Source organism: Nocardia sp. NPDC055053, assembly GCF_053608285.1.
In genome coordinates this window covers 112,387-138,609 of record NZ_JBSGVD010000017.1, presented here as the reverse complement: position 1 = coordinate 138,609, position 26,223 = coordinate 112,387, and the positions used below count along the sequence as shown (strand labels likewise).

Sequence of the window (26,223 nt, the reverse complement as noted above, 5' to 3'; positions counted from 1 at the left end):
AGCACATGACAACGCGGACAGACGAGGTCGGCGACACCGCGACAGTGGACGTCGACGACACATCCACCGCTCAGGCGTCCGTGGCGACACGCGGATCTCGACTGCCCCGGGTGGGCGAGCGGACGGTGTCGTTGTCGTTGACCACGCTCGTGGCCGCGTTCGCGATCGTGGCACTGCTCGTATCGACCGTGGTTTTCGCGATGCTCTACCGATCGGCCGACGCCGACCTGGCCGCACGGGATGCGAAGTCCGCTGACGACCGGCATGCCGAACAGGTCGCGTCGAATTACGCGGTGGGTGCCTCGACGATCGACTATCGCGACACCCGAGCATGGCTGAACCGCCTGAAAGCGGGCACCACCCCCGAACTGGCGGCGAAGTTCGAGGCCACCTCCCCACAGCTGGAGCAGATTCTGCTGCCGTTGCAGTGGACGTCCACGGCGACGCCGCTGTCGGCGCAGGTGATCTCCGAGGCAGGCGGAATCTACAAGGTGAACGCCTATCTCACGGTGACCTCGACGAGCGCGCAAACCCCGGCCGGTGCCCAGACCACCGTGACCTACTCCCTGACGCTGGATCGCAACGCGGAGTGGAAGATCACCGATGTCGGTGGTCTGCAGAACGCCTTGCCGACCAGATAGGACCGCGCCCCTCGAATCACGTGTCGTCGCCGGGCCGACGACATGTGGTTCGCCGCCGACGTCCTCGACCCCGACCCGGTGGTCACTGTCCCCGGTGTGGTCACCCGTTGGGCGGGCGCGAATCCCTCTGTCTCAGAGCGCTTTCAGTTCCTCGGTGACCTCGCTGACAGCATGGAACTGGACAACACTCTAGACATTAGTATGGAATGGTGGCCAGGATAGAGGGTGAGTCGCGGCGTTCCAAGGAGAATTGATGGCCATAACCCAACCGCTGCCCGAGACGTCGGACGGACGGCGCCGGATCGCACTGGAGAGTCCGATCGATCGGCATCGGGTCGGGGAACTGGTGGTGAGCACCCCGGAAGACGTCGAGCGGGCGGTGGCCCGCGCCCGTGCCGCCCAGCCTGTTTGGGCGGCGTTGCCGGTGCGGGAAAGGGCGAGGATCGTGCGCGGCGCGCTCGACGTCCTCGTTCGCCGCCGCGAGGAGATCATCGATACAGTCCACGCGGAGACCGGCAAGCCGCGCATCGAGGCGCTGACGATGGAGCTGGTTCCGTCCTGCGACTTCATCAATTACTGGAGCGCGCACGCGGCGCGCGCTCTGAACCCGGAGCGTCGCGGTTTGCACGGATATATCCGGCCGTTCCGGAAACTGTTCGTGCACTACCAGCCGCTCGGTGTGGTGGGTGTGATCACGCCATGGAACGCGCCGTTCGTCTTGTCGTTGAATCCGGTCGTCCAGGCGTTGCTCGCGGGCAACGCCGTGATTCTCAAACCGTCTGAAGTCGCGCCGTATTCGGGTGCGTGGGTTGTTCGACTACTGCGGGAAGCCGGTGTTCCGGAGGACGTGGTCCAGGTCCTGCACGGTGACGGACAGACAGGTGCCGCGCTCGTCGATTCGGACGTCGACAAGATCTGCTTCACCGGAAGCGTCGCGACGGGGCGCAAGGTCGGCGCGGCGTGCGGGGCGGCGCTGAAACCCTGTGCGCTGGAACTGGGCGGCAAGGACGCCATGATCGTCTGCGCGGATGCCGACCTCGAGCGCGCGGCGGCCGGGGCCGTGTACTTGTCGCTGTTCAACTGCGGTCAGGTGTGCCTCAGTGTGGAACGCGTCTACGTGGTGGACAGCGTTGCCGACGAATTCATCCGGCGGGTGCGGGAGCAGGTTGAGCAGGTACGCTTCCGTCGTGACCAGGCCGCCGATGTCGGTCCTTTGATCTGGGACCGCCAGCTGGACGTGGTGAAGCGGCATATCGAGGACGCGCGCCGACGTGGGGCGTCGATCCTTGTCGGCGGCGACCAGGTAGGGGGAGATGGCCTGCATTTCGAACCGACGGTCGTTGTCGGCCTGACGCATGAGATGGAGCTGATGACCGAGGAGACCTTCGGTCCGGTCGTGGCGATAATGCGGGTGCCTGACGAGGATGCGGCGATCGAGCTCGCCAACGACAGCCGCTACGGCCTGAGCGGGTCGATATTCACTCAGGACGGTGCCAAAGCACGCCGGATCGCGGCAAGGCTCGACACCGGATCCGTCGTCCACAACGACGCCGCGGTGATCTACGGCGTGCCGGAGGCGCCGTTCGGCGGGCGCAAGAGCAGCGGGCTCGGACACATCAACAACGGCGCGGAGGGCTTGCGTGGCTATACGCATCCCCAACCTGTCCTGGTCGCTCGCGGTGGAGCGAAACGGGAAGCGATCTGGTACCCGTATTCTCCGGCGACCGAGCGACAGCTCGCAGCGTTGGTTCGATTCGGCTTCGGAAGTCGTCTCGGCAGATGGCTGCTCTCGTAACCCGAGGCCAGGCTGGGTGTTCGTAGGCCGTAGTGCGCAAGGGTTTGACCGACCAGGTCATCGCTATCGTTGGTGAGTCCGGCGCGATAGCCCGGCTGTGGCGCGTGCAGATCTGTCTTCTCTTCGTCGATGGCGGCCACACCGATACCGCTGCGGCGCGCGACGCGGACAAGAACAACGCCCCGTCGGAGATTGTGGTTGCCTGATCGGTATCGACGGCATCTGTTTCCGTTGCAGCGGAGCAGTTTTCAAGAGTATCGACCGAATCGGGTATTACGCTGCCTGACTTCGTACTACGCCCGGGCAGCAGTAGTGCTCTGGAAACCCTCGACCTGACGACCTGGTGGTTACCAGGTCGTCAGCCTTGATCCCGTGTTGCTGGTGCGAGGGCAGTGGAGACCGCTCTTTCCGGAGTGTCGGCGCGGACGGATTCAAATATCGGAGCGCCATCTTCGCTGATGATCCTTCATCCGCCGATCGACACAACCGGGACATCGCCGCTCCGGTTGGCAAGAGCGAGCTCCGGCAGCGTGCCCCACGAACCAGGAGTCTCAAATGCGGGAGGATTCGTCGTCGGCGTTCGACCCGACATCGACCGCGCCAAGACCGGAGAGTCGCTGACTGCGGTGCTATTCACCAGCTCCGTGTCCACCATTCGGTGTCCCGCAGTGCTCGACAGGATCCCGGTCGGCTCGGATGCATGGGGTGCACAAAAGTCAACTAAAGGGTGCGTGCGGGTGAGCCCTAGGGGTGATGCTTCCCGTGAGTCGATTAGCCAAGAATTGCAGGTACTACACAAACAGTTCTTCGAACCGAACGTCACCGCAAATGAGTTTCGATTTGTTGGTGATCAAGGACTTTCGAATGCTACGCACACACGGGAGATGATTGTTATGCCCCAGCAGCACGACTGGCGTTGGTGCCGTAAATGTCAGGGGTTATTCTTCGGAGGGAGGCCGAACTCGAGGTGTCCGGCAGGAGGCGCGCACGAGCGTACAGGTAGCAGCAACTACAGCCTTACCTTCGACCTGCCCGCGACCACCGGATGGCAGAACAATTGGCGGTGGTGCCACAGGTGCCAGGGGTTGTTCTTCGGAGGGAGCCCGAATCCGCGGTGCCCAGCAGGCGGTGCGCACGTAGCCGCTGGTAGTAGCAACTACAGCCTTGCCTTCGACCTGCCCGCGACCACCGGATGGCAGAGCGACTGGCGGTGGTGCCATAAGTGCCAGGGGTTGTTCTTCGGAGGAAGGCCTAATTCGACGTGTCCAGCAGGCGGCGCGCACGAACGTAGCGGTAGCAGCAACTACAGCCTTCGTCAGGCGAGCGTGATCGTGGATAGGATGGCGCTTCCGAATGCTACCGCCGAGTGGGGATCTGAGGATGTCTACCTGCTGACCTTTCGCGGGAGCGTTCCCGCTGACGGTGGCATCAATTCTGAAACGCAGTTCACAGTCCGAGGTCCAGGAGACTACTGGAATAATTTCACCAATGGAGACACTCGTAATCGTGATATCGCGATCGCCGCTTACGAGCCTGAGTCGTTGTATATTGTATCGCTAATTGAGGAAGACGCGGATCGAGACGTCGATGGCGATACGGAAAGCGCTTACAGGTCCGTCCTCGACGCGGCGTGGACGGCTGCACTCGCCCGTACCGTCGGGCAGTCGAATAGCCATCGGGTCGAAGTTCTCGCCAGCGCAATAACCGAGGCATTTCACGGTCTGAATGGCAAATTTATGGACGTTCCCTTTGGCGACGACGATTGGCTCGGACGACCACAGCGGCTGGTTCTGCCTCCGAACAGTCTTCAGGCGGTGATGAACTTCAAAGGTGACGGGGGAAGGTATCAAGCGACCTTCAAGGTGGAATGATGCGTCATCTATCTGATGACGTTCCGCGGCCACATTCCGCCAGAGATCGGAGCGCCCACGGCGCATGATCCTGCCGATGGCCGACCTCTCGACCGTAGTGGAGATGTGGCCGGTACCGGACCGTCGTCAAGGTGGCCTCACCGCCGTGAGTCGGCGCCGTATTGCTCCGTAACGGCGCCGACCACACGCCGCGGAATCAAACCAGTCGCCCACGAACGGAACGTCGCCGACCAAGCACAGAGGCGCCGACGCACCTACACAACCCACTCGAATGCACCTTCCGGAGGCCGATCAATGTTGACCGAATGGCAAGAGCAGTGGTGGCTGAGTGACGAAGAACGACGCGCGGCGATGATGGCATTGCCCACGCTGGAGGTTCGCCATCACGCGGTGATCGCTCCCGCTGCACCCGACGATGTGCGAATGGCCGTCTCGGTCGGACCTGCGGGTGAGGTCATCGCATTGTGGTGTTCGGCTGCGGAGCGGCGTGCACTCATCCCGACGGCAATGGAGCGTCGGACCCCAACCGCCCGACTTGCATACAGGGCGACTCGGCCGGTCACTGTCCGAGTCGCCGTGTATACGCCGCAGCCGACCATCACTCGCATCCCGGGCATGCAACTGGCGCCCCACAAAGTGCAAAGGCTGCCCCAAGGTGGGACTCTCGTGGTCGGCGCCACATTGGCGTCGTTGGCACAGGTGGACTACTTTCCCCTCACCGTCGCCGCCGTCTACGACAACGCTGGATCGGTGGTGGCCGAAGGGGTACTCGGTCACGGGATCGCGCATATCTACACGAGTACTGACGGATATATCTGGGTGGGTTACTCCGACGAAGGAATCTTCTTCAGCTGTCTTCCCGATGGTTCACCCAATCCTGGTGCATGCGGACTGGCTCGGTTCACTCCAGACCTACAGCTCGACTGGCGATTCGGGGACACAACGTCGCTCTCGACGAACGTGCCGAGCATCTACGACTGCTACGCGCTGAACATCGACGGCAACACGACCTGGACGTGCTATTACGACGATTTTTCCATCGTCCGCATCGAGGACGGGGTACTCACCCGTTGGCGCAACGACGTCTTCGGGGCCGAAGCTCTCGCGGTCGATGGTGATCGCATCGCCCTGTATGGGGGATATGGTCCCGTCGATGGGCGGCTGGTCGTCGGCACTCTCAGCGGCGGGCGGATGCACGCCACCGGCGAATACCGGCTGACGCTACCGACCGGGCAGCCGTTGGCCGCCCGCACACGTGTCATCGGTCGAGGTCCCGACCTGCACATCATCACCGAGACCGACTGGTATCGCCTCAGCCTCGACGACATCGCCACCGGATGGCCATCGGCGAAACTGTACCGATCTCACCCGCCGTCGAGGCGAAGAACCGCAGCTTAACCAACAGCGGCCGCAACCATGTTCAGCCCGCGATGTAAGGCATTGCCGTCGGCGCGAGACTGCAGATCATTGCGCTCGCCGTTGTCCATCGGTGAGCTGCAAGTACAAAGAGACCTGTGCAGTGGCCATGTCCCCCATCATCGGTCGTTCGACGCCACCGGTGCCTGGCGACACGACCCCCACACCATGCGGTCGACTGGGGGACGTGGTCATACCGGTGACCGTGGGCCAGTGTCAGTGGTAGGGGCTGAGTCTGGGTGCTCGTGTTCGGGTCTGATCTCTGTTCGATGCCGGCGGCTATGTCAATTGTCGGTCAGGATGCCGTCTATCCGCCGCGGGATCCCTAGCAGGTTCGCGTCACGGATCTCCTCGGGGAGTAGCTCGTCAGGAATGTTCTGATAGGACACCGGACGCAGGAAGCGTTCGATGGCGAGGCTGCCGACGGAGGTGGTTGCGGGTGCACTGGTGGCGGGGTAGGGGCCGCCGTGCACGACGGCGTGGCCGACTTCGACCCCGGTCGGCCAGCCGTTGAACAACACCCGGCCCGCGAGCAGTTCGAGTGCGGGCAAGAGGGCGGCAGCCAGATCGCGGTCACCTGCCGCCGCGTGCACGGTGGCCGTGAGCTGCCCGTCGAGTTCGGTGACGAGTTCGGCGAAGTCCTCGGGATGTTCCACTCGCACGATGATCGAGGCGGGACCGAAGATCTCCTCCCGCAGGGCGGGTCGGGCGCGGAACTGCTCCGCGGTGGTAACGAACAGGTGAGGGACTCCCGAGCAGGCAGACGCGACCGGGGTGCCGGCCGCTACGGGCCGGACTTCGCGGGTACCGGCGAGCCGACGAACACCCTCGGTGAAGGCGGTGGCGATGCCGGAGTTGAGCATCGGCGCGCCGCTGGTCTGGGCGATGGCGGCGCTGGCGGCGTCGATGAACGCATCCGCGCCCGCGCCGTCGGCTACGAAGACCAGCCCCGGGCTGGTGCACAGCTGGCCGACGCCGGTGGTGAGTGAGGCGACGAATTCCGCGCCGAGCCTTGCGCCGTCGGCGGCCAAAGCCTCAGGAAGCACGAAAACCGGGTTCACGCTGGACATTTCGGCGAACACGGGAATCGGCACAGGGCGTGCGGCAGCGGTTGCCGTGAGGGCGAGCCCGGCCTGACGGGAACCGGTAAATCCGACGGCACGGATGTGCGGGTCTCGCACGAGCGACATGCCGGTGTCGCGGCCGCCGTGCAGGAGGGAGAAAGTGCCCTCGGGCAGGCCGTTGGCGCGCACGACGGCGCGGATCGCGCGGCCGACCAGCTCGGAGGTGCCGGGATGGGACGGATGAGCCTTGACCACCACCGGGGCGCCCGCGGCCAGCGCGGCGGCGGTGTCCCCGCCCGCCACGGAGAAGGCCAGCGGAAAGTTGCTCGCCGCGAAGACCGCGACCGGCCCGAGCGGGATACGCCGCTGTCGCAGATCAGGTTTCGGGAGTGGGGTGCGCTGTGGATCCGGCCGGTCCAGGCGTGCCCCGGCCCAGCTGCCCTCGCGGACCACGTCGGCGAACAGGCGCAACTGTCCGGTAGTCCGGGCGATCTCGCCGCGCACCCGTGGCTCGGGCAGCCCGCTCTCGGCGATCACGCGTTCGACCAGCGTGTCGCCGAGCCGCTCGATCTGCTCGGCGACCGAAGTCAGGAAGTTCGCGCGCAGCTCGGGGCCGGTGTGCCGGTAGGTGTCGAAGGCGGACCAGGCCAGTTCGGCGGCCCGGGCGACAGTCGCGCCTGCGGCTTCCAGGTATTCCGGATCGAGGTGCCGACCGGTGGTGGGGTCGACGGCCCGGAATGGCGCTGTGGTGCCGGGAATATCGGTGTCGCCGACCAGATTGGCGCCGGTGATTTCTTCGGTGACGGTGGCGGCGACGGTCATCAGCTCACCCGCTTCACGAGTTCGGCCAGTTCGGCCAGTTCGACGTCGTCGAGGTCGACCAGCGGGCTGCGGACCGGTCCGGCGGGACGGCCGATCACCTTCATGCCCGCTTTGATGATGCTCACCGCGTAGCCCGGCTCGCGGTTGCGCAGATCGCAGTAGGGGATGACGAATTCTTCGAGGTGGTTCAGGACGAACGGCGCGTCGCCCCGGCGGACCGCGTTATAGAAGTTCAGCGCGAATTCGGGCACGAAATTGAAGATGGCCGAGGAATAGGTGGTCACGCCCAGTGCCAGGTACGGCAGGGCGAACATCTCGGCGGTGGGTAGTCCGCCCACGTACATGAGACGGTCGCCGAGGCCCGCGTAGATGCGGGTCATCTGCTCGATGTTGCCGATTCCGTCCTTGAATCCGATGAGGTTCGGGCACAGGTCGGCCAGTTCGGCGACAGCCGCGGCGGAGTATGCGGCATTGGCGCGCGAGTAGATGATCACGCCGAGGTCCGTGGCCGCGCACACCTGACGAACGTGTTCGACCAGTCCGCGCTGGCCTGCCTCGGTGAGGTAAGGCGGCAGCAGCAGGATGCCGTGTGCCCCGGCGCGCTCGGCGGCACGGGCCATCTCGACCGCGGTGGCTGTGCCGTAGCCGACGGGCGCGATGACCGGCAGCCCAGCCGGTGCCTCGCGCACCGCGGCGGTGACCACCTGTTCCACCTCCGCGGGAGTGAGGGAGAAGAACTCGCCGGTGCCGCCCGCGGCGAAGAGTCCGGCGGCCGCGTGCTGTCCGAGCCAGGCGATGTGTTCGCGGTAGGCGGTCTCGTCGAAGGACCCGTCGGCACGCAGATGGGTGACCGGGAACGACAGCAGGCCAGAACCCAGCTTGGTGGCGATCTCGGTAGGTGAGGTAGTGGTCATGACTTCACCCTAGGAACGACATATGATTCACGTCCAACACTCTTTTCCTATCTATCAATACAAGGTAGGTATCATTGTTCACGTTCGCCCAGCTCACCCATTTCGTGGCGGTCGCCGAGGAACTCCATTTCGGTCGGGCCGCCGAACGACTGCGGATGACGCAGCCGCCGCTCAGCCGGCAGATCCAGCTCCTGGAGAAGGGGCTGGGCGCCGAACTGTTCGACCGCTCCAACCGCAGTGTGAAGCTGACAGTGGCCGGCCGGGCCTTCCTCGTCGACGCGCGCCGCATGTTGCAGCAGGCCGAGCGCGCTTCCCTCGCGGTGCGACGGGTCTCGGCGGGCACCGGTGGCGTAGTGCGGATCGGCTTCACCGGCGCGAGTGTGCACTCCGGACTTCCGCGGGTGCTGGCACGCGCACGTGCGGCGCTGCCTGATGTCGACCTGGAGTTACGTGAGCTGGTGACGATGGAGCAGGTCGAGGCCCTCTCGGAAGGGGCGCTCGACCTCGGCATGATCCGCCCGCCGCTGACCCGGCCGGACCTGAGCACCAGGGGGTTCGTGCGCGAAGGGCTGATCGTGGCACTGCCCGAGGATCATCCGCTGGCCGGTGACGGAGAACCGGTCCCGGTCACCGCACTGGACGGGGTGGCGATGGTCATGCACGCCCCGGTCGAGGCACGCTACTTCCACGAGCTGGTCACCGCTGTCCTGCACCGGGCCGCGGTGGTACCGGTGGTCACCCAGTACATGACCCAGGTGCACAGCATCCTGGCGCTGGTCGATCTCGGCTGGGGCGCGGCCCTGGTGCCGGAGTCCGCGGCCCGGATGCGGTTCGACCACGTGGTCTACCGGCCGCTGGCCGTGGTCGACGCCGAGGTGGAGCTCGACCTCGCGTGGCGGGGCGGCAACGACAATCCGGCATTGCTGCGGTTGCTGGCAGAATTGAACCGCGACGCGTAAACCAGCCAACTCGACGATACCTTTTCTGGATCATTCCATGCGTAATCGGTGTTGGACGGGAATCGGGGCGGTTGCCTACATTCGTTGTGTGAGGCGAGTCACCTCGCCCGATAGGCTTCCTTCCCCCACACGGCACCGCGGCCACGCGGTGGTGGTCTGACCGAAAGGAGTGAACGATGTCGTTCACTCGGCAGCCGGCAGTGGAACTCGAATCCGCTGTGTCGAAGTTCTTTCGACGCGTCGTGCCGCTGTTCATCATCATGCTGATCTGCAATCAGCTCAACCGCTCGAACATCGGATACGCCCGCGAATACCTCGAAGCCGATGTCGGTATCGGCGCCGCCGCCTATGGATTCGGTGCCGGCGTCTTCTTTATCGCCTACGCGATGTTCGAGCTGCCGAGCAATGTGATGATGGAGCGATTCGGCGCGCGGATATGGCTCACCAGGATCATGATCAGCTGGGGCCTGGTGTCGGCCGCGATGATGTTCGTGCAGAACGCCACGATGTTCTACGTGCTGCGATTCCTGCTCGGTGTCGCCGAAGCCGGCTTCTTCCCGGCTGTCATCTTCTACCTCGCCAAATGGCTGCCGAACAGCCACCGGGGCCGGGCGACCGCACTTTTCGTGGCGGGATCTTCGGTGGCAGCGGCCATTTCGGGTCCGATCTCGGGGCCGCTCCTGTCGCTCGACGGCGTGCTCGGTTGGCACGGCTGGCAATGGCTGTTCGGTCTGGAAGGATTGCTGTCGGTCGTCATCGGCATAGTCGCCTTCAGATTCCTCGATTCCCACATTGCGGACGCGAAATGGTTGACCGCCGGTGAGAAGCAGGCACTCGCCGAGACGATTGCCGCGGAGGAAACCGACAAGGCGATCAATTCCGGTGTCGCGCACCGCGCATCGCGGTGGCGGATGCTGGCCGAGCCCAAACTTCTGCTGTTCTGCTGGATCTATTTCGCCATTCAGCTCTCGATCTACGCCAACACATTCTGGCTCCCGTCGATCGTGCGCCGTATCGAAGGCACCAACGACATCACCGTCGGTTTGCTGTCGTCCCTGCCGTGGATCTGCGCGGTCGTGGCCATGTACGTCACCTCGCGTGTCGGCGACCGCACCGGCAATCGCAAACCCCTGCTCGTCGCCGCTCTGCTCACCGCCGCCGTCGGCACGTTTCTGGCGGCTGTCGCTTCCCCGTGGATCGCGCTGGCCTTCCTGTGCGTGGCCGCGATGGGTTTCAAGAGCGCGAGCCCGCTGTTCTGGACGATCCCGCAGGCCGGACTGCATCCCCTGGTGCTCGCGCCCGCCATCGCCATCATCAACTCGATCGGCAACCTCGGTGGATTCGTCGCACCCTACGGTTTCGGCCTGGTGAAGTCCGCGACCGGCGATGTCACCTGGGGCCTGTACGCGCTGGCCGCGGCTTCCCTGGTGGCCGCCGTGTCGGTGCTGCTGATCCGCAAGCAGGCGCCGAGGACTACCGGGGATCCGGATCCGGTGGACCCCGTCGATCTCGAGCCTTCCGATTCCACCCGTCCCAGCCCGGTACTCGTCTCTCCGGCATCCCGTGCAACCCTCGCCGCCCCCGTCATCGTGGAGAACCGCTCATGAACCACTCGCCCCGCACCCCCCGCGTCACCGGTATGCGCGTCGTGCCGATCGCCGGGCACGACAGCATGCTGCTCAATCTCAGCGGTGCCCACGCGCCCTACTTCACCCGGAACCTGGTGATCCTCACCGATTCCGAAGGCCGGACCGGTGTGGGCGAGGTGCCCGGCGGTGAACGCATCAGAACCACCCTGGTCGATGCCGGCGACCTGGTGGTCGGCCGCAGCATCGGCGACCACCACGCGATCCTCGGCGACATCCGCCGTGCCTTCGCCGCTCGCGACGCGGGTGGCCGCGGCAACCAGACCTTCGACCTGCGAGTCACCGTGCACGCGGTGACCGCCGTCGAATCCGCCCTGCTGGATCTGCTCGGGCAGCATCTCGAGGTGCCGGTAGCCGCACTGCTCGGCGACGGCGTGCAGCGCGCCACCGTCCCCACCCTGGGGTATCTGTTCTTCGTCGGCGACCGCACCCGCACCGACCTGCCGTACCGCTCGGCCGCCGATGAACCCGCCGATGCCGACGACTGGACCCGGCTACGCCACGAACAAGCCCTCACTCCGGAGGCGGTCGTCGACCTGGCCCGTGCGGCCCGCGCCCGCTACGGCTTCCGGGACTTCAAACTCAAAGGCGGCGTGCTGCCCGGTCCGGAGGAAGCGGTCGCGGTCCGGGCACTGGCCGAGGAGTTCCCCGACGCCAAGATCACCCTCGACCCCAACGGCGGCTGGCTGCTCAGGGAGGCCGTCGCACTATGCCGCGACCTCACCGATGTACTCGCCTACGCCGAGGATCCGGTCGGCCCCGAAGGCACATTCTCCGGCCGGGAGGTGATGGCCGAATTCAAACGCGCGACCGGCCTGCCTACCGCGACCAACATGATCGCCACCGACTGGCGCGAACTCGGCCATACCGTCCGTGCGGGCGCGGTCGACATCCCACTGGCCGACCCGCACTTCTGGACGATGGCCGGGTCGGTGCGTGTTGCCCAGCTCTGCGACGCCTGGGGCCTGACCTGGGGTTCACACTCCAACAACCATTTCGACGTTTCGCTGGCCATGTTCACCCATGTGGCCGCCGCCGCCCCCGGCGACATCACCGCCATCGACACGCACTGGATCTGGCAGGACGGCCAGCGGATCACCCGCGAGCCGTTCCGCATCGTCGACGGCGAGATCGCGGTGCCACAGCGACCAGGCCTCGGTGTCGAACTCGACGAGGAACGGGTGGCCGCCGCCCACGAGCTGTACCAGCGCGCCGGCCTGGGCGATCGAGACGACGCCGCCACCATGCAGTACCTCATTCCCGGCTGGCACTTCGACAGCAAACGCCCGTGCCTGGCCCGCTGAACGCCCGAGGCCGATTCGCATCGTCGGGGCGCATGCCACAGCGCCCGGCGGGTTCGAGCGGGCATCGCCACAATGGTCGGCTTGGTTATGGTCCTGAGCTGATGGGGATGGCGTAGCTCATGACCGAGTCGAGGCGGTCGGACTCATATTTCTCGCCGTAGATCTCCAGGTCCGGGCCATAGGTGTGGCGGCGGTCGTCGGAGCCGGTCAACCACGTGGAGTAGATGTAGTTCACAGTGAGGTTCAGGCTGGTGGCGGGGCCCCGGTGGGTGAAATGTGCGTAGGTGGCGGCGGGCACGTCGAAGCGGAACATGTGTTCGGGCACCGTGTCGACTCTCGAGACCTCGATGGCGGCGTCGTACACGAGGTGGTCGCTGTCAGGGTTCTCCGCGCGGATGACGCCGTAGCAAATGTGGCCGGTGCGGTGCTCTACCTCGTCCAGTCGTGCGAGGAAGGCGTCCCACAGGGGCGGGAGCTGGTCGGCGATGTTGTTCTTCTCGCTGTCGACGCTGAAGAACCGGGTGCGCATCCCGACCAGGATCATCGGCTGCTGTTCGATGATCTCCGGCTCCATGGTGAGGTTGGTGGTGATATGGCGGAGGTATTCGGCGTCGAACTCGGCCTTGTGGAGGAAGAGGTTGCGTCGGCCCAGCTTGCGGAACTCGTAGGGGGTCATGTCGAACGCTTTGCGGAAGGCCCGGGTGAAGGTCTCCTGGGACTCGAAGCCGGCCAGGATGGCGATGTCGATGATCCGCATGTCGGTGCAGGCCAGCCGCTCCAGCGACCGGGCCAGGCGGCGGGAGCGGATGTAGGTTTTCAGCGTCTCGCCGGTTACCGCCGAGAAGATCCGCTGGAAGTGCCAGCGGCTCACCCCCGCCGCTTCGGCCACCTCGGCCAGCGGCAGCTCGAAGTCCAGATTGGTCTCGATGTGGTCGACCCCGAGCTGGAGCTGGTCGAGGTAGTTCACCGGATCACTGGTCGGGGGTGTCGAAGAAGCCGGTCATGGCGACCAGCCTGCCATCCTCGCCGAACTGCCCATGGCTGATCCCATCGCCCAGCACTGTCCCATCGCCGGCGAGCATGTCCCAATGCGCCAGGCAGGCTCGGTGATGGACCTGCAAGCGCCGGGTGACGAAATGGCCGCCCGGAACTTGCCGGTGGAAATCGATCATGTACGCGATCAGCTCGTCCCAACCCCGCGTCCGGGAGATCGGGTCGGTGTAGACGCAGTCGGGAGCCAGCGACTCGGCGAAGATCGCCTTCTTCTCGGCCTCGGTCGCTGCCTTCCACGACGCGACGTAGGTCTCCCACGTCTCACGCTCGTCGATCTGGTGCTCGGTCATGTCGTTGCCTTTCGCTCGGTGACCGACGCTGACCCGTCGGCGCCCACCATCCTGCGACGAGACGCCACCCCAACTCTTGACATTCTGTGCGGACTCGGCCTCAATTCTGTCTCCCAATCACTGGAGCCCTTCGATGAGGGCGCCGGTCAACCGACAGGAACTGTTCGAGCGCGCGGGCGCACCAGACATCTTGCGGCACAGCCGGTTACGGCGCCCCGGACGATCTATCGCGGGGTGAGGCGCAGTCTGGGTTGCGAAGATGAGTCAGGACGGGTTCCGAACGCGGAACGCTAAGCCAAGCAGTACGCTTGTCCTGCAAGATATGTCAGGAGGAGGGGACCTGTGATCCATCACGTTCAAATCGCTTGTCCGCCCGGGGCCGAAGACCGTATGCGGGCGTTCTACACCGAAGTTCTCGGGTGGATGGAACTCCCCAAACCTCCCATGCTCGCCGCTCGTGGCGGATGCTGGTTCGCGGTCCCGGGCACCGGTGGCCCGGACGGCGAACTCCACGTCGGCATCGAGGATCCCTTTCACCCCGCGCGGAAAGCCCACCCCGCCTTCGTCGTCGATGTAGACGCAGTCGCGGCCGCGGTCATGGCCGCCGGCTACGAAATCCACTGGGCTGATCCAGCCGAGATCCCTGGTCGTCGTCGTTTCCATATGGCCGATCCGGTTGGCAACCGCCTCGAATTCCTGGCGGGCTGATCGACCTGCTACCGCGTGCTTGTAGGCGCTGCGCGTCGCAGGAATACGGTAGATGGGGCGCCGAGCTGCCGAAGCCGGTCGCGCCGACGCCATGATCGAACTCGGCAAACTGGTGGCGCGTCGCTACGGTTATCCGGCTATGCGCTGCCGACAGGCGCGTTGACGGCAGCGCGGCGGGCAGTATTCGCCAGGGCTGAAGGCAGCCGTATAGATCGTGTCAGTGTGTCCGGCCAGCACGAGGGAGGGCGATCCCCGAAACATCAGCGGTGCAGTGATTGCTGCTGCCGCTACCGGTAGGGCGGACGCCACAACCGCGAAGAGACCACGTCGACTCAGGCCAGGCGCTCGGGCTGAGACGGATACCGGCGTTTCTGCGGATTCCGGCTTGCCGACAACCGAACCTGCGATGGACGCGGATACAGGATGGGATACCGCTGTGGTGGCCCCGGTTTGCCGAATCAGCAAGATGTCTTGCAATGCCTCGCAGCGTCGGCCAAAACTGGCGGGGCCGAAAATCCCTACCCCCCAGGAAGACACGATGACTATCGCAGCTCAACCGTCGACAGGCCGACTGCATCGATACGCCCGCGCGGTGGCCGTCACCGCGATCGCCGCGATGCTCACGGTCGGCTCCGCGGCGTGCGGCATGACGACCGCGGCGGAGGTTCCCTCCTATGCGGTCGCGACGCACGGCGATCCGGAGTTCGGCAAGACCTTCCGGCACGAGTTCGCCGATGTCGACGGTGTGCGTATGCATTACGTGACCGGAGGGAGCGGGTCGCCGGTGGTGCTCATCCACGGATGGCCGCAGACCTGGTACGGCTGGTGGCAGATCATGCCCGCGCTCGCCGAGCAGCACACCGTCTACGCCGTCGACCTTCCCGGGCTGGGGGACAGCAGCGGCTCACCGAGCGGGTACAGCAAGGCCACCCTGGCGCGCTACGTCCATACTCTTGTCGCGGACCGGCTCGGGGTGCGCGATGCGCAGATCGTCGGGCACGACTTCGGCGCCGCGGTGGCCTTCCACTACGCCAGCCAGTTTCCCGCTGACACCGCTCGGCTCGGATACCTCGACCTTCCGCTCCCCGGGCCCGCGGTAGACGCCGCTACCTACCGCTCGATGAGCTGGCACATCGCCTTCCATTCCCAGCGAGAGGTCCCCGAGGCGGTGGTCGGCGACGATGTCCGTGGCTACCTGGCTTTGTTCTATCCCCAGGTCGCTTTCGGCGGAACGGCTTTCGGTGGCACCTCGCGGCGTTCCCCATTCACTGATGCCGAAATCGACGAGTACGCAAGGACTTACAGTCGGCCCGAGAAACTGGCCGGTGGTTTCGAGCTGTACCGTGCCCTGGAACAAGATGTCCGCGACTCGGTGGCGGCGGCGCCGACAAGTGTCCCGACGCTGCTCATGACCGCGCAGGGACAGCTCGACCCGGTCCGGGCGAGCGCGGCGGCCCGATTGACCAATATCGTGCACGCGGTGGACGTTCCGAACGCAGGTCATTGGCTCGTCGAAGAGAACCCGCGGTTCGTCACCGCGGAGCTGTTGAGATTCCTTCGCGGGTGAGCGCGCCGGCGCCTAGCCCCAGTCGCGCCGTGTCGCAGGCATGTCGGCGTTCCCTGTTGATTCCGGCACAACGCCGAGCACCTGGTGGATCCCGAGACCGCCGCCCTCGAAACCCAGCGCGGAGGCGGCCATATAGAGCCGCCAGACTCGAGCTCGCCCTTCGCCGGCGAGTGAAACCGCTTGTTCCCCAGCGTTTTCCAGATTCGCGAGCCAATGGCGAAGGGTGCGCGCGTAGTGCTCGCGCAGGGCTTCGACGTCACGAACTTCGAATCCGGCGCGTTCCATGGCAAGAACGACTTCACCCACGTCGACGAGTTCGCCGTCCGGGAAGACATAGCGCCCGATGAAGGAACGATTCTGCATGACGGAGCCGCCCGGCGAGGAGATCGCGTGGTTGAGCAGCCGCCCGCGCGGGCGCAGCAGTGCGCGCAGCGTGTCGAAGTATTCGGCGGCGTTGCTGGAGCCGACGTGTTCGAACATGCCGATCGAGGAGATCGCGTCGAACTCTTCGCCGCGCAGGTCCCGATAGTCGGCGAGCCTGATCTCGACGCTGCCGGCCAGACCCGCGTCGGCGACTCGCCGGCGGGCGAGCTCGACCTGGGCACTGCTGATGGTGACGCCGACGACCTGTGCCCCGTAGGTCGACGCCGCGTGCATCGCCATGGAACCCCAGCCGCATCCCACGTCGAGCAAGCGCATACCCGTCTGCTCGGCCAAGCCCAGCTTGCGGCAGACCAGGTCGTGCTTGGCGTGCTGGGCGTCCTCGAGCGAACCGTCGTCGTCCGGCACGAACCGCGCGCAGGAGTAGGTCATGCTCGGGCCGAGCACCAGCCGGTAGAAGTCGTTGCCGACGTCGTAGTGATGACTGATCGCCGCCGCGTCGCGACGTTTGGTGTGCAACGGTCCGCGCCGCGGTCGCGCCTCCTCCGGCGGTATGTCCGGGCGGCGGCCGAGCGCCCCGAGTCGCCGGGCCGCGCCGACGGCCCGCCAGGCCGCGCCGAGACCGAGGCGGGCGTCGTTCGGCGCGGTCGACTGGAGCGCTCGAAGCATCGCGAAGATGTCGCCGTCGAGATCCACCGTGCCGGAGACGAAGGCACGCGCCACGCCGAGTTCGCCGGGCGCCCAGACCAGGTGGCGCAGCGCGTCCTCGGATCGAACGCGCATCGTGCCGGGGCTCGCACCGTCGGGCTGGATCGTGCTGCCGTCCCAGAATTCGAACCCCACCGCGGGGTGGGGTCCCAAGGTGGCCCGCAGCAGAGGTTCGATCGCGGCAGCGACCGTGGTCTGGTTACCCATGCGACCACTATGGCCCGCGTCGCGCCGCCGCTAGGGCAACGACGCAGTAACCGAGCTCGCGCCGGTGAGTTCGCCCCTTATGTCCGGGTCTTCGGTGTCGTCGGAGTTCGTGCCTCGCTGCGGTGCTGGTCCCACCATGCGGCGCCGTCGTGGGGGGCGGGGTTCGGGTCTTTCGGCGGCAACGGTGCGGTGGGGATGCCGAGGACCCTCAGTCGCCAGTCGTCCTCGGGGATCGCGGCGACGATGCGGACGGGTACGACCGCCGTGAGCAGCAGGTAGTTGCCCACGCAGATCATCAGGCAGATCGGGGGAACGGAGACAACGGTCGCGATCCCGAGGGTGCCCATCTCGATCGGATCGCGGGAGATGGCCAGCACGTTGCCGAAGATGCTGGCCAGCACGGCGGCGACGAGCAGCAACTCGTAGACCCGCACCATGGACGTGGCCTTCTCGTCGCGGATACCGACCAACGTGATGAAGGTGCAGGCGACCAGCGCGACGGTGAGTCCGACCACGACCGGCCACAGCCAGGTCAGGTGCTCAGGAATTCCCGCCGCCCGCGCGAGGGTGGAGGTGAAGGTGAACGACGCGATCGCCGCGGCGACAACCAATAGGGACCCTAAGCCCACGAGCAGCTTCGGTACCGTGAACGGAACAGGGCGGGGGAAAGGGTCCGTGTGGTCCATCAGGCTCCATCCTACGGGCTACGGCCACCAAACATGCAGGCACTCAACAGCGTACGGCCACGCGCGCAGTAGACACCGCACAAACTTCGCCACGAGGGCGGTGCTCCGGCGCCGCGTGCCGACCTCGAGGTATCCGCGCTCACGCGGACACCGATGCGGAGGGCAGGGCGGCGACCGCGCGTTCGAAGTGCAGTTCGGGATCGAGAATGCTTGCCTCCCGCAGGATCCGCACGTCGTCGTGGTAGTTCATCGATGTCCGCCACGGCATCCGGTCGCCCTGCTTGGGCAGCTGGTCGACGACGCGCTGGATGTAGCCCGCGGCGAAGTCGAGGAACGGCCGGGTGGGCATGGTCTTGTCGGTCACCTCGGCGTGTGCGATCTGGTAGCCGTTGTCGTCCATGTGGGCGAGGAGACGGCAGAAGTGCTCACACAGCAGGCCGATCTTCAACGTCCACGAGGAGTTGGTGTAGCCGATGGCGTAGGCCAGGTTCGGGATTCCCGAGAGCATCAAGCCCTTGTAGGCCACCGTGTCGGGCAGTTCGATCGCCCGGCCGTCGACGGTGACGGGGACGTCGCCGAACGCTTGGACGTTGAGACCTGTTGCGGTGATGATGATGTCGGCTTCGAGTGCATGTCCGGATTGCAGCAGGATGCCGTTCTCGGTGAAGGTGTCGATGCGGTCGGTGACCACCGATGCTCTGCCGTTCCGGATGGCCTTGAACAGGTCACCGTCGGGGACGGTGCACAGGCGCTGCGCCCAGGGGTTGTAGGGCGGGTTGAAGTGTTCGTCGACCGGATAGCCCTCGGGCAGCTGCTTGGCGTTGGACCACCGGATGAACCGGCGCATCCGGTCCGGGTACTTCTCCGAGAGGCTCCAGACGAGCTTCTGCTGGGCGATGTTCTTGCGCCGGGTCATGGCGTAGCCGCGTTCGTCGCCGAGGATCTTCTTCAGCGCGTTGGCGATCGGGTCCTTCCTCGGCACCGGCAGGATATAGGTGGGGGTGCGCTGCAGCATCGTCACGTGCGCAGCGGTATCCGCCATCGCCGGAATCAAGGTGACCGCGGTGGCGCCACTGCCGATCACCACGACGCGCTTTCCGGTGTAGTCGAGGTCCGCGGGCCAGTGCTGCGGGTGGACGATGGTGCCCTGGAAGCGGTCGCGGCCGGTGAACTCGGGGGTGAATCCCTCGTCGTAGTTGTAGTAACCGGCGGCGGAGAAGATCCAGTCGGCGGTCAGTTCGACGAGTTCGCCGGTGTCGGTGCGTTCGGCCCGCAGCGTCCAGCGCGCCTCCTCGGACGACCAGGAACCGCCGATGACCTTGTGGTGGTAACGGATTGTCTCGTCGAGTCCGTTCTCGGTGGCGGTTTCGCGCAGGTAGGACAGGATCCGTTCCCCGTCGGCGATCGATTGCTCGTCGCGCCACGGCTTGAACTCGTAGCCGAAGGTGTGCAGGTCCGAGTCGGAGCGGATGCCAGGGTACCGGAACAGATCCCAGGTGCCGCCGAGGTCGCCGCGAGCCTCGAGGATGGTGAAGCTCTTGTGCGGCAGCAGCTTTCGGAGGTACCGGCCTGCGCCGATGCCGGAGATGCCCGCGCCGATGATCGCCACGTCGACATGATCGGTGGTCGATGCGCCGGTCCCCGGCTGCGCTGAGGTCTGCGTGGTTATAGCGACTCCTTCGTCGGACTCCGCCGTCCACAGCGGTGCGGAGGCTGCGTTCCAGAGTCGGACACCGCGGCAGCCTTGCGCTACGTCATATCGACGCGTGATGCTGAGATCGTGGTTCACAATGACGCACGCGATGCGGGCTGGCCGGAGCCGGGGCCGGAACTCGTCGCTTTGATCCGGCGGGCAGCCGAGATCTCGCTGAATCCGCCGGCGGCATGGCTCGACGACCTGCACGAGGCGTCGCTGGCGGGGGAGCGCATGCAGCGCATCGCCGGGGATCCGGTGCTCGCCGACGCGGTCCGCCGTGCGAATCTGGCCAATATCACGCACTGGGCCTGGTCCAATGTGCAGAGTCCCGGCCGCAGGGTGCCGCCGACCCTCGGCCCCGAGGTGCTGGCCTCGGCCAGGGATCTGGTGCGCCGCGGCCTCGACGAGACCTCGCTCGAGGCCTACCGCACGACCTACAGCGTGGTGTGGAACCGGTGCATGGAGGTGTGCTTCTCGCTGACCGACGATCCCCGGCAGCTACGGGAGCTGCTCGAACTCGCCTCGCTGTCGATCTCGACATTCATCGAGGACACGATCGCGGCCGTCACCGAACGGATGAAGGCCGAAAGCGCCGACCTGGTTCGCGGTACCCATGCCGAACGTCGCGCCACGGTGTCGCTGCTGCTCGAAGGAGCGCCCATCCGGCTCACCCAGGCGGAGAGCAAGCTGGGCTACCGGTTGACCGGGCCGCACACCGCCGCCGTCCTCTGGGCGAAGTCTCCTACCGCAGGCGACCAGCTAGAGGCGGCCGCGGAACTGCTCGTCCGGGTCAGCGGCGCCGGGCACCGGCTCACGGTCGTGGCCGGTGCCACGGCACTGTGGCTGTGGCTCCCCACCGGCACGGCCCCGGAGCTGGACCCGGTGGTCCGTGGGCTCGATGCCGCTCCGGACGTGCAGATCGCGATCGGGCGACCGGGTGCCGACCTCGATGGATTCCGCCGCAGCCATCTCGACGCGCTCGAGACGCAGCGCATGCTGGCCCGCCTCACCTCGGTGCGCCGGGTCGCTCGCCATCAGGACGTGCAGCTGGTGGCGTTGCTGACCGCCGACCCCATCCGGGCTGACGAATTCGTCGCCGACACCCTCGGCGCGCTGGCCGGCGCCGAGGCGGAGGTGATCGAAACGCTCACGGCCTACCTCGAGGAGCAGTGCAGTACCGTGCGGACCGCCGAACGCCTCTACACCCACCGCAGCACCGTTGTGCGCCGCCTGGCTCGCGCCGATGACCTGCTGCCAATGCCCCTCGCGAGCAATATGATCGCGGTCGGCGCAGCCCTCGATGTCCTGCGGTGGACACGCTGACCGGATCGTCCCTGGACCCGCGGTTGCGGCACCACCGGTGTGGTGCATCGGCGCGGGTCCGCTCTCGGCGTTTCGGCGGTTATGAGCCGAGCTGTTCGCCGACGAACGCCGCGGCCCGGTCACGGTCGCCGTTGACGAAGTAGGCGAAATGGCCGTAGCTCAAGGCGTTTGCGAACCCGGCGGCCGGATCACCGCCCTGGCAGACGCGGTCGCCGGCATTGCAGTAGCTGCGCAGGCGATCGGCGAATTCGGCGAGTGCCCCTGTGCGGAGTGGACCGGTGCCGGACAGAGCGGGGTCGAAATTGCCGCGGTTGTAGGGTTCGGCGCCGTTGAACAGCGGGCTGCCGAAGACGGCGATGGCGTCGATCCGCGCGGCCGCCTGGTCCGTCAGCGCGGTTCGCGCGTTGAGGGTGTTGCCGATGACGCGGGCGCCCTGCGAGTAGCCGAGCAGGACGAGCTGCTGGTCCGGGCAGGTCGCGGCGGTTTCGTTCAGTAGCGCGGTCAGGTTCTCGACGCCGCGGACGGCGCTGTCAGGGGCCATCGAGGCCGGATATTCGAGTTCGGTCACCGTGGTGCGGCGGCCGGATTCGTCGCCGATCCGCCTTCCCAGCGGAGTGAGGAGCTGGCTGCCCGACTGCGGTTCGAGGGTGCCCCGGACGGTGACGACCCGGATCTCCGCGCAGCCGGTGGGGGTGGCAGATGGCTCGGCGGCCGCAGCCGGGAAAGTGGTCAGCGCCAATGCCGCTGCGGCTGTTGCGGTCGAAGACAGCAGGATTCGAGATCGTCCACGCATCCGTTCACTGTATGGGCCGGATGGGCGATAGACCAGGTTTCCGTAGGTTCGCACGGATCGACCACGGCGGGACAGACAGTAAAATTAGGGTATTTCAGATTGGCGTCACTCGGCTAGTGTCGGCGAACACATTCACAGGAGGTCGTCATGAATCCACTACTCACCAAAGCCCTTGCCGCCATAGCTATTTCGAGCGCCCTGGTCGGTACAGGCCTGGGTCCGGCGCAAGCCGCTCCGGCCGCGCCTGTCCCCGTCGCTCCGATTGCGGGTTCCGGATCCGCGTCGGGATCCGCCGAGATGCTGCTGGCCTGGCCGCTCGGCTTCGTGCTTTTCGGCGCCTGCTTCGCCGATGGCGACAGCCCGACGCACAATCCCCTGTGCCAAGCGCTTCTTGACCTGACCGCGGGCAGCACCGGCCGCTGACCCGCTCAACGCTCGCCGCTTCGCGCCGTCGTCCCCGCACCTGCGAGGCCGACGGCGGTTGCGTGTTTAGGACCCGGAATCCGCGGTACCGCCACCAGAAGACAATCACCGACGCCTCGAACCGGAAGGAACGAACGATGACCGGACAGACGCTCACGGGAAAGCGGGTCGCCATTCTCGCGACCGACGGGGTGGAACAGGTCGAGCTGGTCCGGCCCCGCGCGGCGGTCGAGGAGGCGGGCGCGACAACCACACTGCTTTCGCTGGAATCCGGCAGCATCCAGGCCATGAACCACGACGTCGAGAAGGGCGACACCTTCGCCGTCGAAGGGCGCGTCGCCGATCAGAGCCCCGACGATTTCGACGCCCTGATCCTGCCCGGCGGCACCACCAATCCCGACAAACTCCGCCAGGATCCCGCGGCGGTGCGCTTCGTCAAGGACTTCGCCGCCACCGGCAAACCGATCGGGGTGATCTGCCACGGACCGTGGACCCTCGTCGAAGCCGACGCGGTCCGCGGCCGCACACTCACCTCCTACCCGAGCGTGCGCACCGACATCCGCAACGCCGGTGGCACCGTTGTCGACGAGGAAATCGTCGTCGACAACGGCCTGGTCTCCAGCCGCAACCCCGGTGATCTCCCCGCGTTCTGCGCCAAGATCGTCGAGGAGTTCGCCGAGGGCAGGCATCTCGCCGCGACCTAGCCGAGCGCGGGTTTCCACCCCAGTTCGGGAGCGATCAGCTCCACCGTGTCGTGCAGGATCTGCTCGTAGTCCGCGCGGTGGAACTCGTAGGGCAGCTCCAGGCGCAGTTCGCTGGTCTGCGCGAGGACGGGATCGGCCCGCAGCTGTTCGAGGATCTGCTCGGCGGTCCCGACGACATCGGGGGCGTAGAGCACCCGCCGCTCGCCCTGCGGGCCGAGGGTGCGTTCGTGGCGGCTCGCGGCATAGGCGCGGTACCGCTCGCGGGTCGCGCGGTCGGCGCTGTCGAACGGAACGATCACCCGGCCGACCGCGACGCGCGCCGGTCGCGAGGGCTCGATGCGCGTGCGGTAGTCGCTGATCAGCCCCAGCTGCGCGGTCGTGAATTCGTCACTGCGATCACCGAAGACGATGTTGCCGCTGAGCAGATTCAGCCCGCTCTCCGCGGCCCAGTGAACCGACCGGGTACTCCCGCCGCCGTACCAGACGCGGTCGGCCAGGCCGGGGCTGTGCGGCTGGAGCCGAGGACGCTGGGTATTGCCCGGCGAGTGGATGACGGTCTCGGCATCGCCGAGGTAGGGGCCGCGCAGGTTCTCGACCAGCCGGGACACCCGGCCGTAGGACAGGTCGAAGCTACGCCAGTCGCCGTCGAAGACCAGATCACCGATCAGGTCGGCATGCGGTGGCGTCCCCGCGCTGAAACCCGGCTGCAAGCGGCCCTTCGACAGCACATCGGCCAGCGACAGGTCCTCGGCCAGCCGGAACGGGCTCTCGTAACCGATCGGGATGACCGCCGTGCCCAGCTCCACCCGGCTCGTGCGCTGGGCGGCCGCGGCCAAGAAGACCGCCGCCGAACCCACCCCGTGCTCGAGATGCCGCTGCCGGACCCACGCGCCGTCGAACCCGAGACGCTCGCCGAACTCGAACAGCTGCAACGTGTCCTCGAGACCGCTGTACGGATCGTCGTCGAGGTAGTTGCCCGGGGTCAGGAACGCCAGCGTGCCGATCTGCGGAGCGCTCATCCCTGGCGCTCGTCGGGGATCTGCTCTCCCGCTTCGACGGCGATCGGGAGCCGGTTCTCGGCCGGTGGCAGCGGGCGGGTCGCCGGATCGGTGTAGGCGCACGGCAGATTCCCCGCACGGTTGACGTCGAGCACCACCGTTGCGTCGCCCGTCGACCAGGTACCGGGCGCATCGCCGAAGCGCTCCGGGGTCTCGGTGAGCCGGTGCAGACTCGTGATGGCGAGGAACCCATGCCGGTCGGACAGCTGCGCCTCTTGCCGCCGATGCCATTCCTGCCAGTCGGCGGTGAACGTGTCGACTTCGGTGGCCGGCGTTACCTGTGTTGCCATGTCATCGATACAATCCGACGGCTCGGCCGACGAACAGGATTCCGCTCAGCCCGACCGCAATTCGGCTCCGGCACAGTGGTTCGGCGCTTCGAGGTATTCCTCCACCATTCTGCTCAGCGGATGGGGAGGCACTCCGTGTATCGCATCGTTGTCGACCGGCGCACGGGTTGTCACGCCGAGGTTGCTCGCCCGTCGTACTCGGGGCCGCTTTTCGAACGAGCACGGTGGATCGCCGCGCTCCACAGCAACTGCACCGCCGGGAGCACCTGACGCAGCTGGATGGACTCCTTGGTCAGCTGGGCCGTCGCTCTCGCCTTGGTGGCCGCCGACGCCTTGGACGCATGACCGGAGTCGAACGGCGGCTGCGGATCGTATTCGATCAGCAGTTGCACTGCCTTGGCCGGCGCCTCCCCGCGGATCTGGCCGAAAAGCCATATCGCCAGGTCGATTCCGGCCGATACGCCCGCTGCCGTCGCGATCTTGCCCTCGTGCACGATCCGCTCGTCGCCGACGGGCTCGACGCCGAACGTCCGGAGGACGGGCAGCATGAGCCAGTGTGATGTGGCGCGCCGGCCGCGCAGCAGGCCTGCGGCAGCCAGGATCGCCGAGCCCGAACACACCGACGTCGTCCAAGTCGACGTCTCGTGGGCGCGGCGGAGCCAGTCGAGCAGCTTCCCGTCGCCGGCGTGCTCCATCGACGTCATGCCCCCTGGTACCAGAATGATGTCGGGGGACGGGGTCTCGTCGAAAGAGTGTGTCGCGCCGATCAGCAGAACTCCCGAGTCGGCTGGGACCGGGCCCGGCTCGTGCCAGAGGAAACGTACTTCGGCGCCGGGCAGGCGCTGGAGCACCTCGTAGGGGCCGATGAAGTCCAGTGCGGTGTATCCCGGGTACACCACGATGGCGATCTGCACTGTTGTCTCCTCTGTCAGGCGAAGGTCTTGCGGTACTGGTCGGGTGAAATGCCCAGCCGTCGAACGAAAATGCGGCGCAGCGACTCGGCGCTGCCGAACCCGCAACCGGCGGCGATGACGGTGACGGTGTCGTCGGTCTCCTCGAGTCGGCGGCGCGCGGCCTCGGTGCGGATTCGCTCCACGTAGGCGCCGGGCGCCTCACCGACCTGCTGGGTAAACACCCGGGTGAAGTGCCGTTGGCTCATAGCGGCCCGGCGAGCGAGCGCGGGAATGCTGTGCGCCCCGGCGGGTTCGGACTCGATCGCTTCTTGCACCTCGCGGATGGGTGCGCGGTTGGCGCGCGGCGTCCATACCGGCGCGGCGAACTGCGTCTGTCCGCCGGGCCTGCGCAGATACATGACGAGATAGCGAGCCACCATCTGTGCTGCCTCGGTACCGTAGTCGTCCTCGACGAGCGCCAATGCCAGGTCGATGCCAGCGGTGACACCCGCCGCGGTCCAGACGCGCTCGGAGCTGCGGACGAAGATCGGCTCGGGATCGACAGTGACCGAAGGGAATTCGCTGGCCATCCGTCCGGCGAAAGCCCAGTGCGTGGTGGCCACACAGCCGTCGATCAGGCCTGCTTGGGCCGCGAGGAACGCGCCGGTGCAGACGCTGACGATGCGGCGGGCGTGCTCGGCCGCAGTCTGTATCCACTCGACGAGCTCCGGATCGAGCCGGGCATCGTCGACCCCGAGACCGCCGGGCAGTATCAGCGTGTCGAGCGGATCGCGAGGATCGGGCAGGGGCTGGGCGAGCAGGGCGAGTCCGGTGTGTGTGGTGGCCGGTTCGCCGGTGCGAGTGACGACGCCGACCGAATAGCCGTCATCTCCCCGACCCTGGCCGGTCAGGTAGAGGGTGGCGGACGTGAACACCTCGAACGGGCCGACCAGGTCGAGAGCCTGGATGCCCGGATATCCGAGGATGAGGACTGTCTTCACGAACCCAGTG

24 protein-coding genes and 1 pseudogene are annotated in these 26,223 nt (G+C 66.4%); 13 read left to right on the top strand and 12 right to left on the bottom strand.

The features are described 5' to 3' along the window. Positions 1-5: 5 nt before the first annotated feature. From ACWF82_RS19595 to ACWF82_RS19575, 5 genes are all read left to right on the top strand, one after another. A complete protein-coding gene (locus ACWF82_RS19595) occupies positions 6-641 on the top strand; it encodes a hypothetical protein (RefSeq protein WP_452503009.1) in 636 nt (211 codons plus the stop codon). A gap of 253 nt (positions 642-894) precedes the next feature. Beyond that, on the top strand, positions 895-2,436 hold the full coding sequence (locus ACWF82_RS19590) for an aldehyde dehydrogenase family protein (protein ID WP_452503007.1): 1,542 nt from the start codon (positions 895-897) through the stop codon (positions 2,434-2,436). A 44-nt stretch (positions 2,437-2,480) separates the two neighbouring features. Further along, positions 2,481-2,642 (top strand): hypothetical protein, encoded by a 162-nt coding sequence (locus ACWF82_RS19585; protein WP_452503005.1) that lies wholly within the window; start codon positions 2,481-2,483, stop codon positions 2,640-2,642. A gap of 1,134 nt (positions 2,643-3,776) precedes the next feature. After that, the gene (locus ACWF82_RS19580) at positions 3,777-4,307 is read left to right on the top strand and encodes a hypothetical protein (RefSeq protein ID WP_452503003.1); all 531 of its coding nucleotides are present in this window, start codon (positions 3,777-3,779) and stop codon (positions 4,305-4,307) included. A gap of 294 nt (positions 4,308-4,601) precedes the next feature. Then, complete coding sequence (locus ACWF82_RS19575) at positions 4,602-5,705, top strand: hypothetical protein (protein WP_452503002.1); 1,104 nt, start codon at positions 4,602-4,604, stop codon at positions 5,703-5,705. A 302-nt stretch (positions 5,706-6,007) separates the two neighbouring features. Here ACWF82_RS19575 and ACWF82_RS19570 read toward each other — a convergent pair whose 3' ends face one another. Together ACWF82_RS19570 and kdgD are read right to left on the bottom strand one after the other, a co-directional pair. Beyond that, positions 6,008-7,609: an aldehyde dehydrogenase (NADP(+)) gene (locus tag ACWF82_RS19570; protein ID WP_452503000.1), complete on the bottom strand. Its 1,602-nt coding sequence runs from the start codon at positions 7,607-7,609 to the stop codon at positions 6,008-6,010. Beyond that, positions 7,609-8,523 (bottom strand): 5-dehydro-4-deoxyglucarate dehydratase, encoded by a 915-nt coding sequence (gene kdgD / locus ACWF82_RS19565; protein ID WP_452502998.1) that lies wholly within the window; start codon positions 8,521-8,523, stop codon positions 7,609-7,611. The genes ACWF82_RS19570 and kdgD overlap by 1 nt, the downstream gene beginning before the upstream one ends. 74 nt (positions 8,524-8,597) lie before the next feature. Between kdgD and ACWF82_RS19560 the strand changes: the two genes are divergently transcribed. From ACWF82_RS19560 to gudD, 3 genes are all read left to right on the top strand, one after another. Continuing rightward, positions 8,598-9,482, top strand: a complete 885-nt coding sequence (locus ACWF82_RS19560) for a LysR substrate-binding domain-containing protein (protein ID WP_452502996.1) — start codon at positions 8,598-8,600, stop codon at positions 9,480-9,482. A 176-nt stretch (positions 9,483-9,658) separates the two neighbouring features. Continuing rightward, positions 9,659-11,089: an MFS transporter gene (locus ACWF82_RS19555; protein WP_452502994.1), complete on the top strand. Its 1,431-nt coding sequence runs from the start codon at positions 9,659-9,661 to the stop codon at positions 11,087-11,089. Then, entirely contained in the window at positions 11,086-12,432 is a 1,347-nt protein-coding gene (gene gudD, locus ACWF82_RS19550) for a glucarate dehydratase (RefSeq protein WP_452502992.1), read from the top strand. Before ACWF82_RS19555 ends, gudD begins: the two co-directional genes overlap by 4 nt. An 85-nt stretch (positions 12,433-12,517) precedes the next feature. Here gudD and ACWF82_RS19545 read toward each other — a convergent pair whose 3' ends face one another. Both ACWF82_RS19545 and ACWF82_RS19540 read right to left on the bottom strand, forming a co-directional pair. Then, entirely contained in the window at positions 12,518-13,399 is an 882-nt protein-coding gene (locus tag ACWF82_RS19545) for an AraC family transcriptional regulator (protein WP_452502990.1), read from the bottom strand. Between the two features lie 4 nt (positions 13,400-13,403). After that, positions 13,404-13,775 carry a nuclear transport factor 2 family protein gene (locus ACWF82_RS19540; protein WP_452502988.1) on the bottom strand — a complete coding sequence of 124 codons (372 nt, stop codon included), beginning with the start codon at positions 13,773-13,775 and terminating at the stop codon, positions 13,404-13,406. Between the two features lie 342 nt (positions 13,776-14,117). On the opposite strand from ACWF82_RS19540, the gene ACWF82_RS19535 reads away from it, so the two are divergent. Both ACWF82_RS19535 and ACWF82_RS19530 read left to right on the top strand, forming a co-directional pair. Next, complete coding sequence (locus ACWF82_RS19535) at positions 14,118-14,483, top strand: VOC family protein (protein WP_452502986.1); 366 nt, start codon at positions 14,118-14,120, stop codon at positions 14,481-14,483. Between the two features lie 538 nt (positions 14,484-15,021). Next, positions 15,022-16,050 carry an alpha/beta fold hydrolase gene (locus ACWF82_RS19530; protein ID WP_452502984.1) on the top strand — a complete coding sequence of 343 codons (1,029 nt, stop codon included), beginning with the start codon at positions 15,022-15,024 and terminating at the stop codon, positions 16,048-16,050. A 12-nt stretch (positions 16,051-16,062) separates the two neighbouring features. On the opposite strand, the gene ACWF82_RS19525 is transcribed toward ACWF82_RS19530, so the two are convergent. The 3 genes from ACWF82_RS19525 to ACWF82_RS19515 form a co-directional block, all read right to left on the bottom strand. Continuing rightward, positions 16,063-17,346: a class I SAM-dependent methyltransferase gene (locus ACWF82_RS19525; protein ID WP_452502983.1), complete on the bottom strand. Its 1,284-nt coding sequence runs from the start codon at positions 17,344-17,346 to the stop codon at positions 16,063-16,065. Between the two features lie 77 nt (positions 17,347-17,423). Then, complete coding sequence (locus tag ACWF82_RS19520; protein WP_452502981.1) at positions 17,424-17,975, bottom strand: DUF2637 domain-containing protein; 552 nt, start codon at positions 17,973-17,975, stop codon at positions 17,424-17,426. Between the two features lie 196 nt (positions 17,976-18,171). Next, positions 18,172-19,641, bottom strand: coding sequence for a flavin-containing monooxygenase (locus ACWF82_RS19515; protein ID WP_452502979.1), 1,470 nt, complete (start codon positions 19,639-19,641; stop codon positions 18,172-18,174). 171 nt (positions 19,642-19,812) lie between these two features. On the opposite strand from ACWF82_RS19515, the gene ACWF82_RS19510 reads away from it, so the two are divergent. After that, positions 19,813-21,051, top strand: coding sequence for a PucR family transcriptional regulator (locus ACWF82_RS19510; protein ID WP_452502977.1), 1,239 nt, complete (start codon positions 19,813-19,815; stop codon positions 21,049-21,051). A gap of 79 nt (positions 21,052-21,130) precedes the next feature. Here the strand turns inward: ACWF82_RS19510 and ACWF82_RS19505 are convergent, their stop codons facing one another. Continuing rightward, entirely contained in the window at positions 21,131-21,844 is a 714-nt protein-coding gene (locus tag ACWF82_RS19505; RefSeq protein ID WP_452502975.1) for a cutinase family protein, read from the bottom strand. A 147-nt stretch (positions 21,845-21,991) separates the two neighbouring features. On the opposite strand from ACWF82_RS19505, the gene ACWF82_RS19500 reads away from it, so the two are divergent. Further along, positions 21,992-22,267, top strand: coding sequence for a hypothetical protein (locus ACWF82_RS19500; protein ID WP_452502973.1), 276 nt, complete (start codon positions 21,992-21,994; stop codon positions 22,265-22,267). A gap of 137 nt (positions 22,268-22,404) precedes the next feature. Then, positions 22,405-22,971 (top strand): type 1 glutamine amidotransferase domain-containing protein, encoded by a 567-nt coding sequence (locus ACWF82_RS19495; RefSeq protein WP_452502972.1) that lies wholly within the window; start codon positions 22,405-22,407, stop codon positions 22,969-22,971. Here ACWF82_RS19495 and ACWF82_RS19490 read toward each other — a convergent pair. The 4 genes and pseudogenes from ACWF82_RS19490 to ACWF82_RS19475 all read right to left on the bottom strand — a co-directional run bounded on the left by ACWF82_RS19490 (position 22,968) and on the right by ACWF82_RS19475 (position 26,213). After that, complete coding sequence (locus ACWF82_RS19490; RefSeq protein ID WP_452502970.1) at positions 22,968-23,990, bottom strand: LLM class flavin-dependent oxidoreductase; 1,023 nt, start codon at positions 23,988-23,990, stop codon at positions 22,968-22,970. The two genes, ACWF82_RS19495 and ACWF82_RS19490, sit on opposite strands and share 4 nt — an antisense overlap. Further along, a pseudogene (locus ACWF82_RS19485) lies at positions 23,987-24,130 on the bottom strand (DUF1684 domain-containing protein); the annotation flags it as partial. The pseudogene ACWF82_RS19485 and the gene ACWF82_RS19490, both read right to left, overlap by 4 nt. 359 nt (positions 24,131-24,489) lie before the next feature. After that, positions 24,490-25,233, bottom strand: a complete 744-nt coding sequence (locus ACWF82_RS19480) for a DJ-1/PfpI family protein (RefSeq protein WP_452502968.1) — start codon at positions 25,231-25,233, stop codon at positions 24,490-24,492. Between the two features lie 14 nt (positions 25,234-25,247). Continuing rightward, the gene (locus ACWF82_RS19475; RefSeq protein ID WP_452502966.1) at positions 25,248-26,213 is read right to left on the bottom strand and encodes a GlxA family transcriptional regulator; all 966 of its coding nucleotides are present in this window, start codon (positions 26,211-26,213) and stop codon (positions 25,248-25,250) included. Positions 26,214-26,223 lie beyond the last annotated feature (10 nt).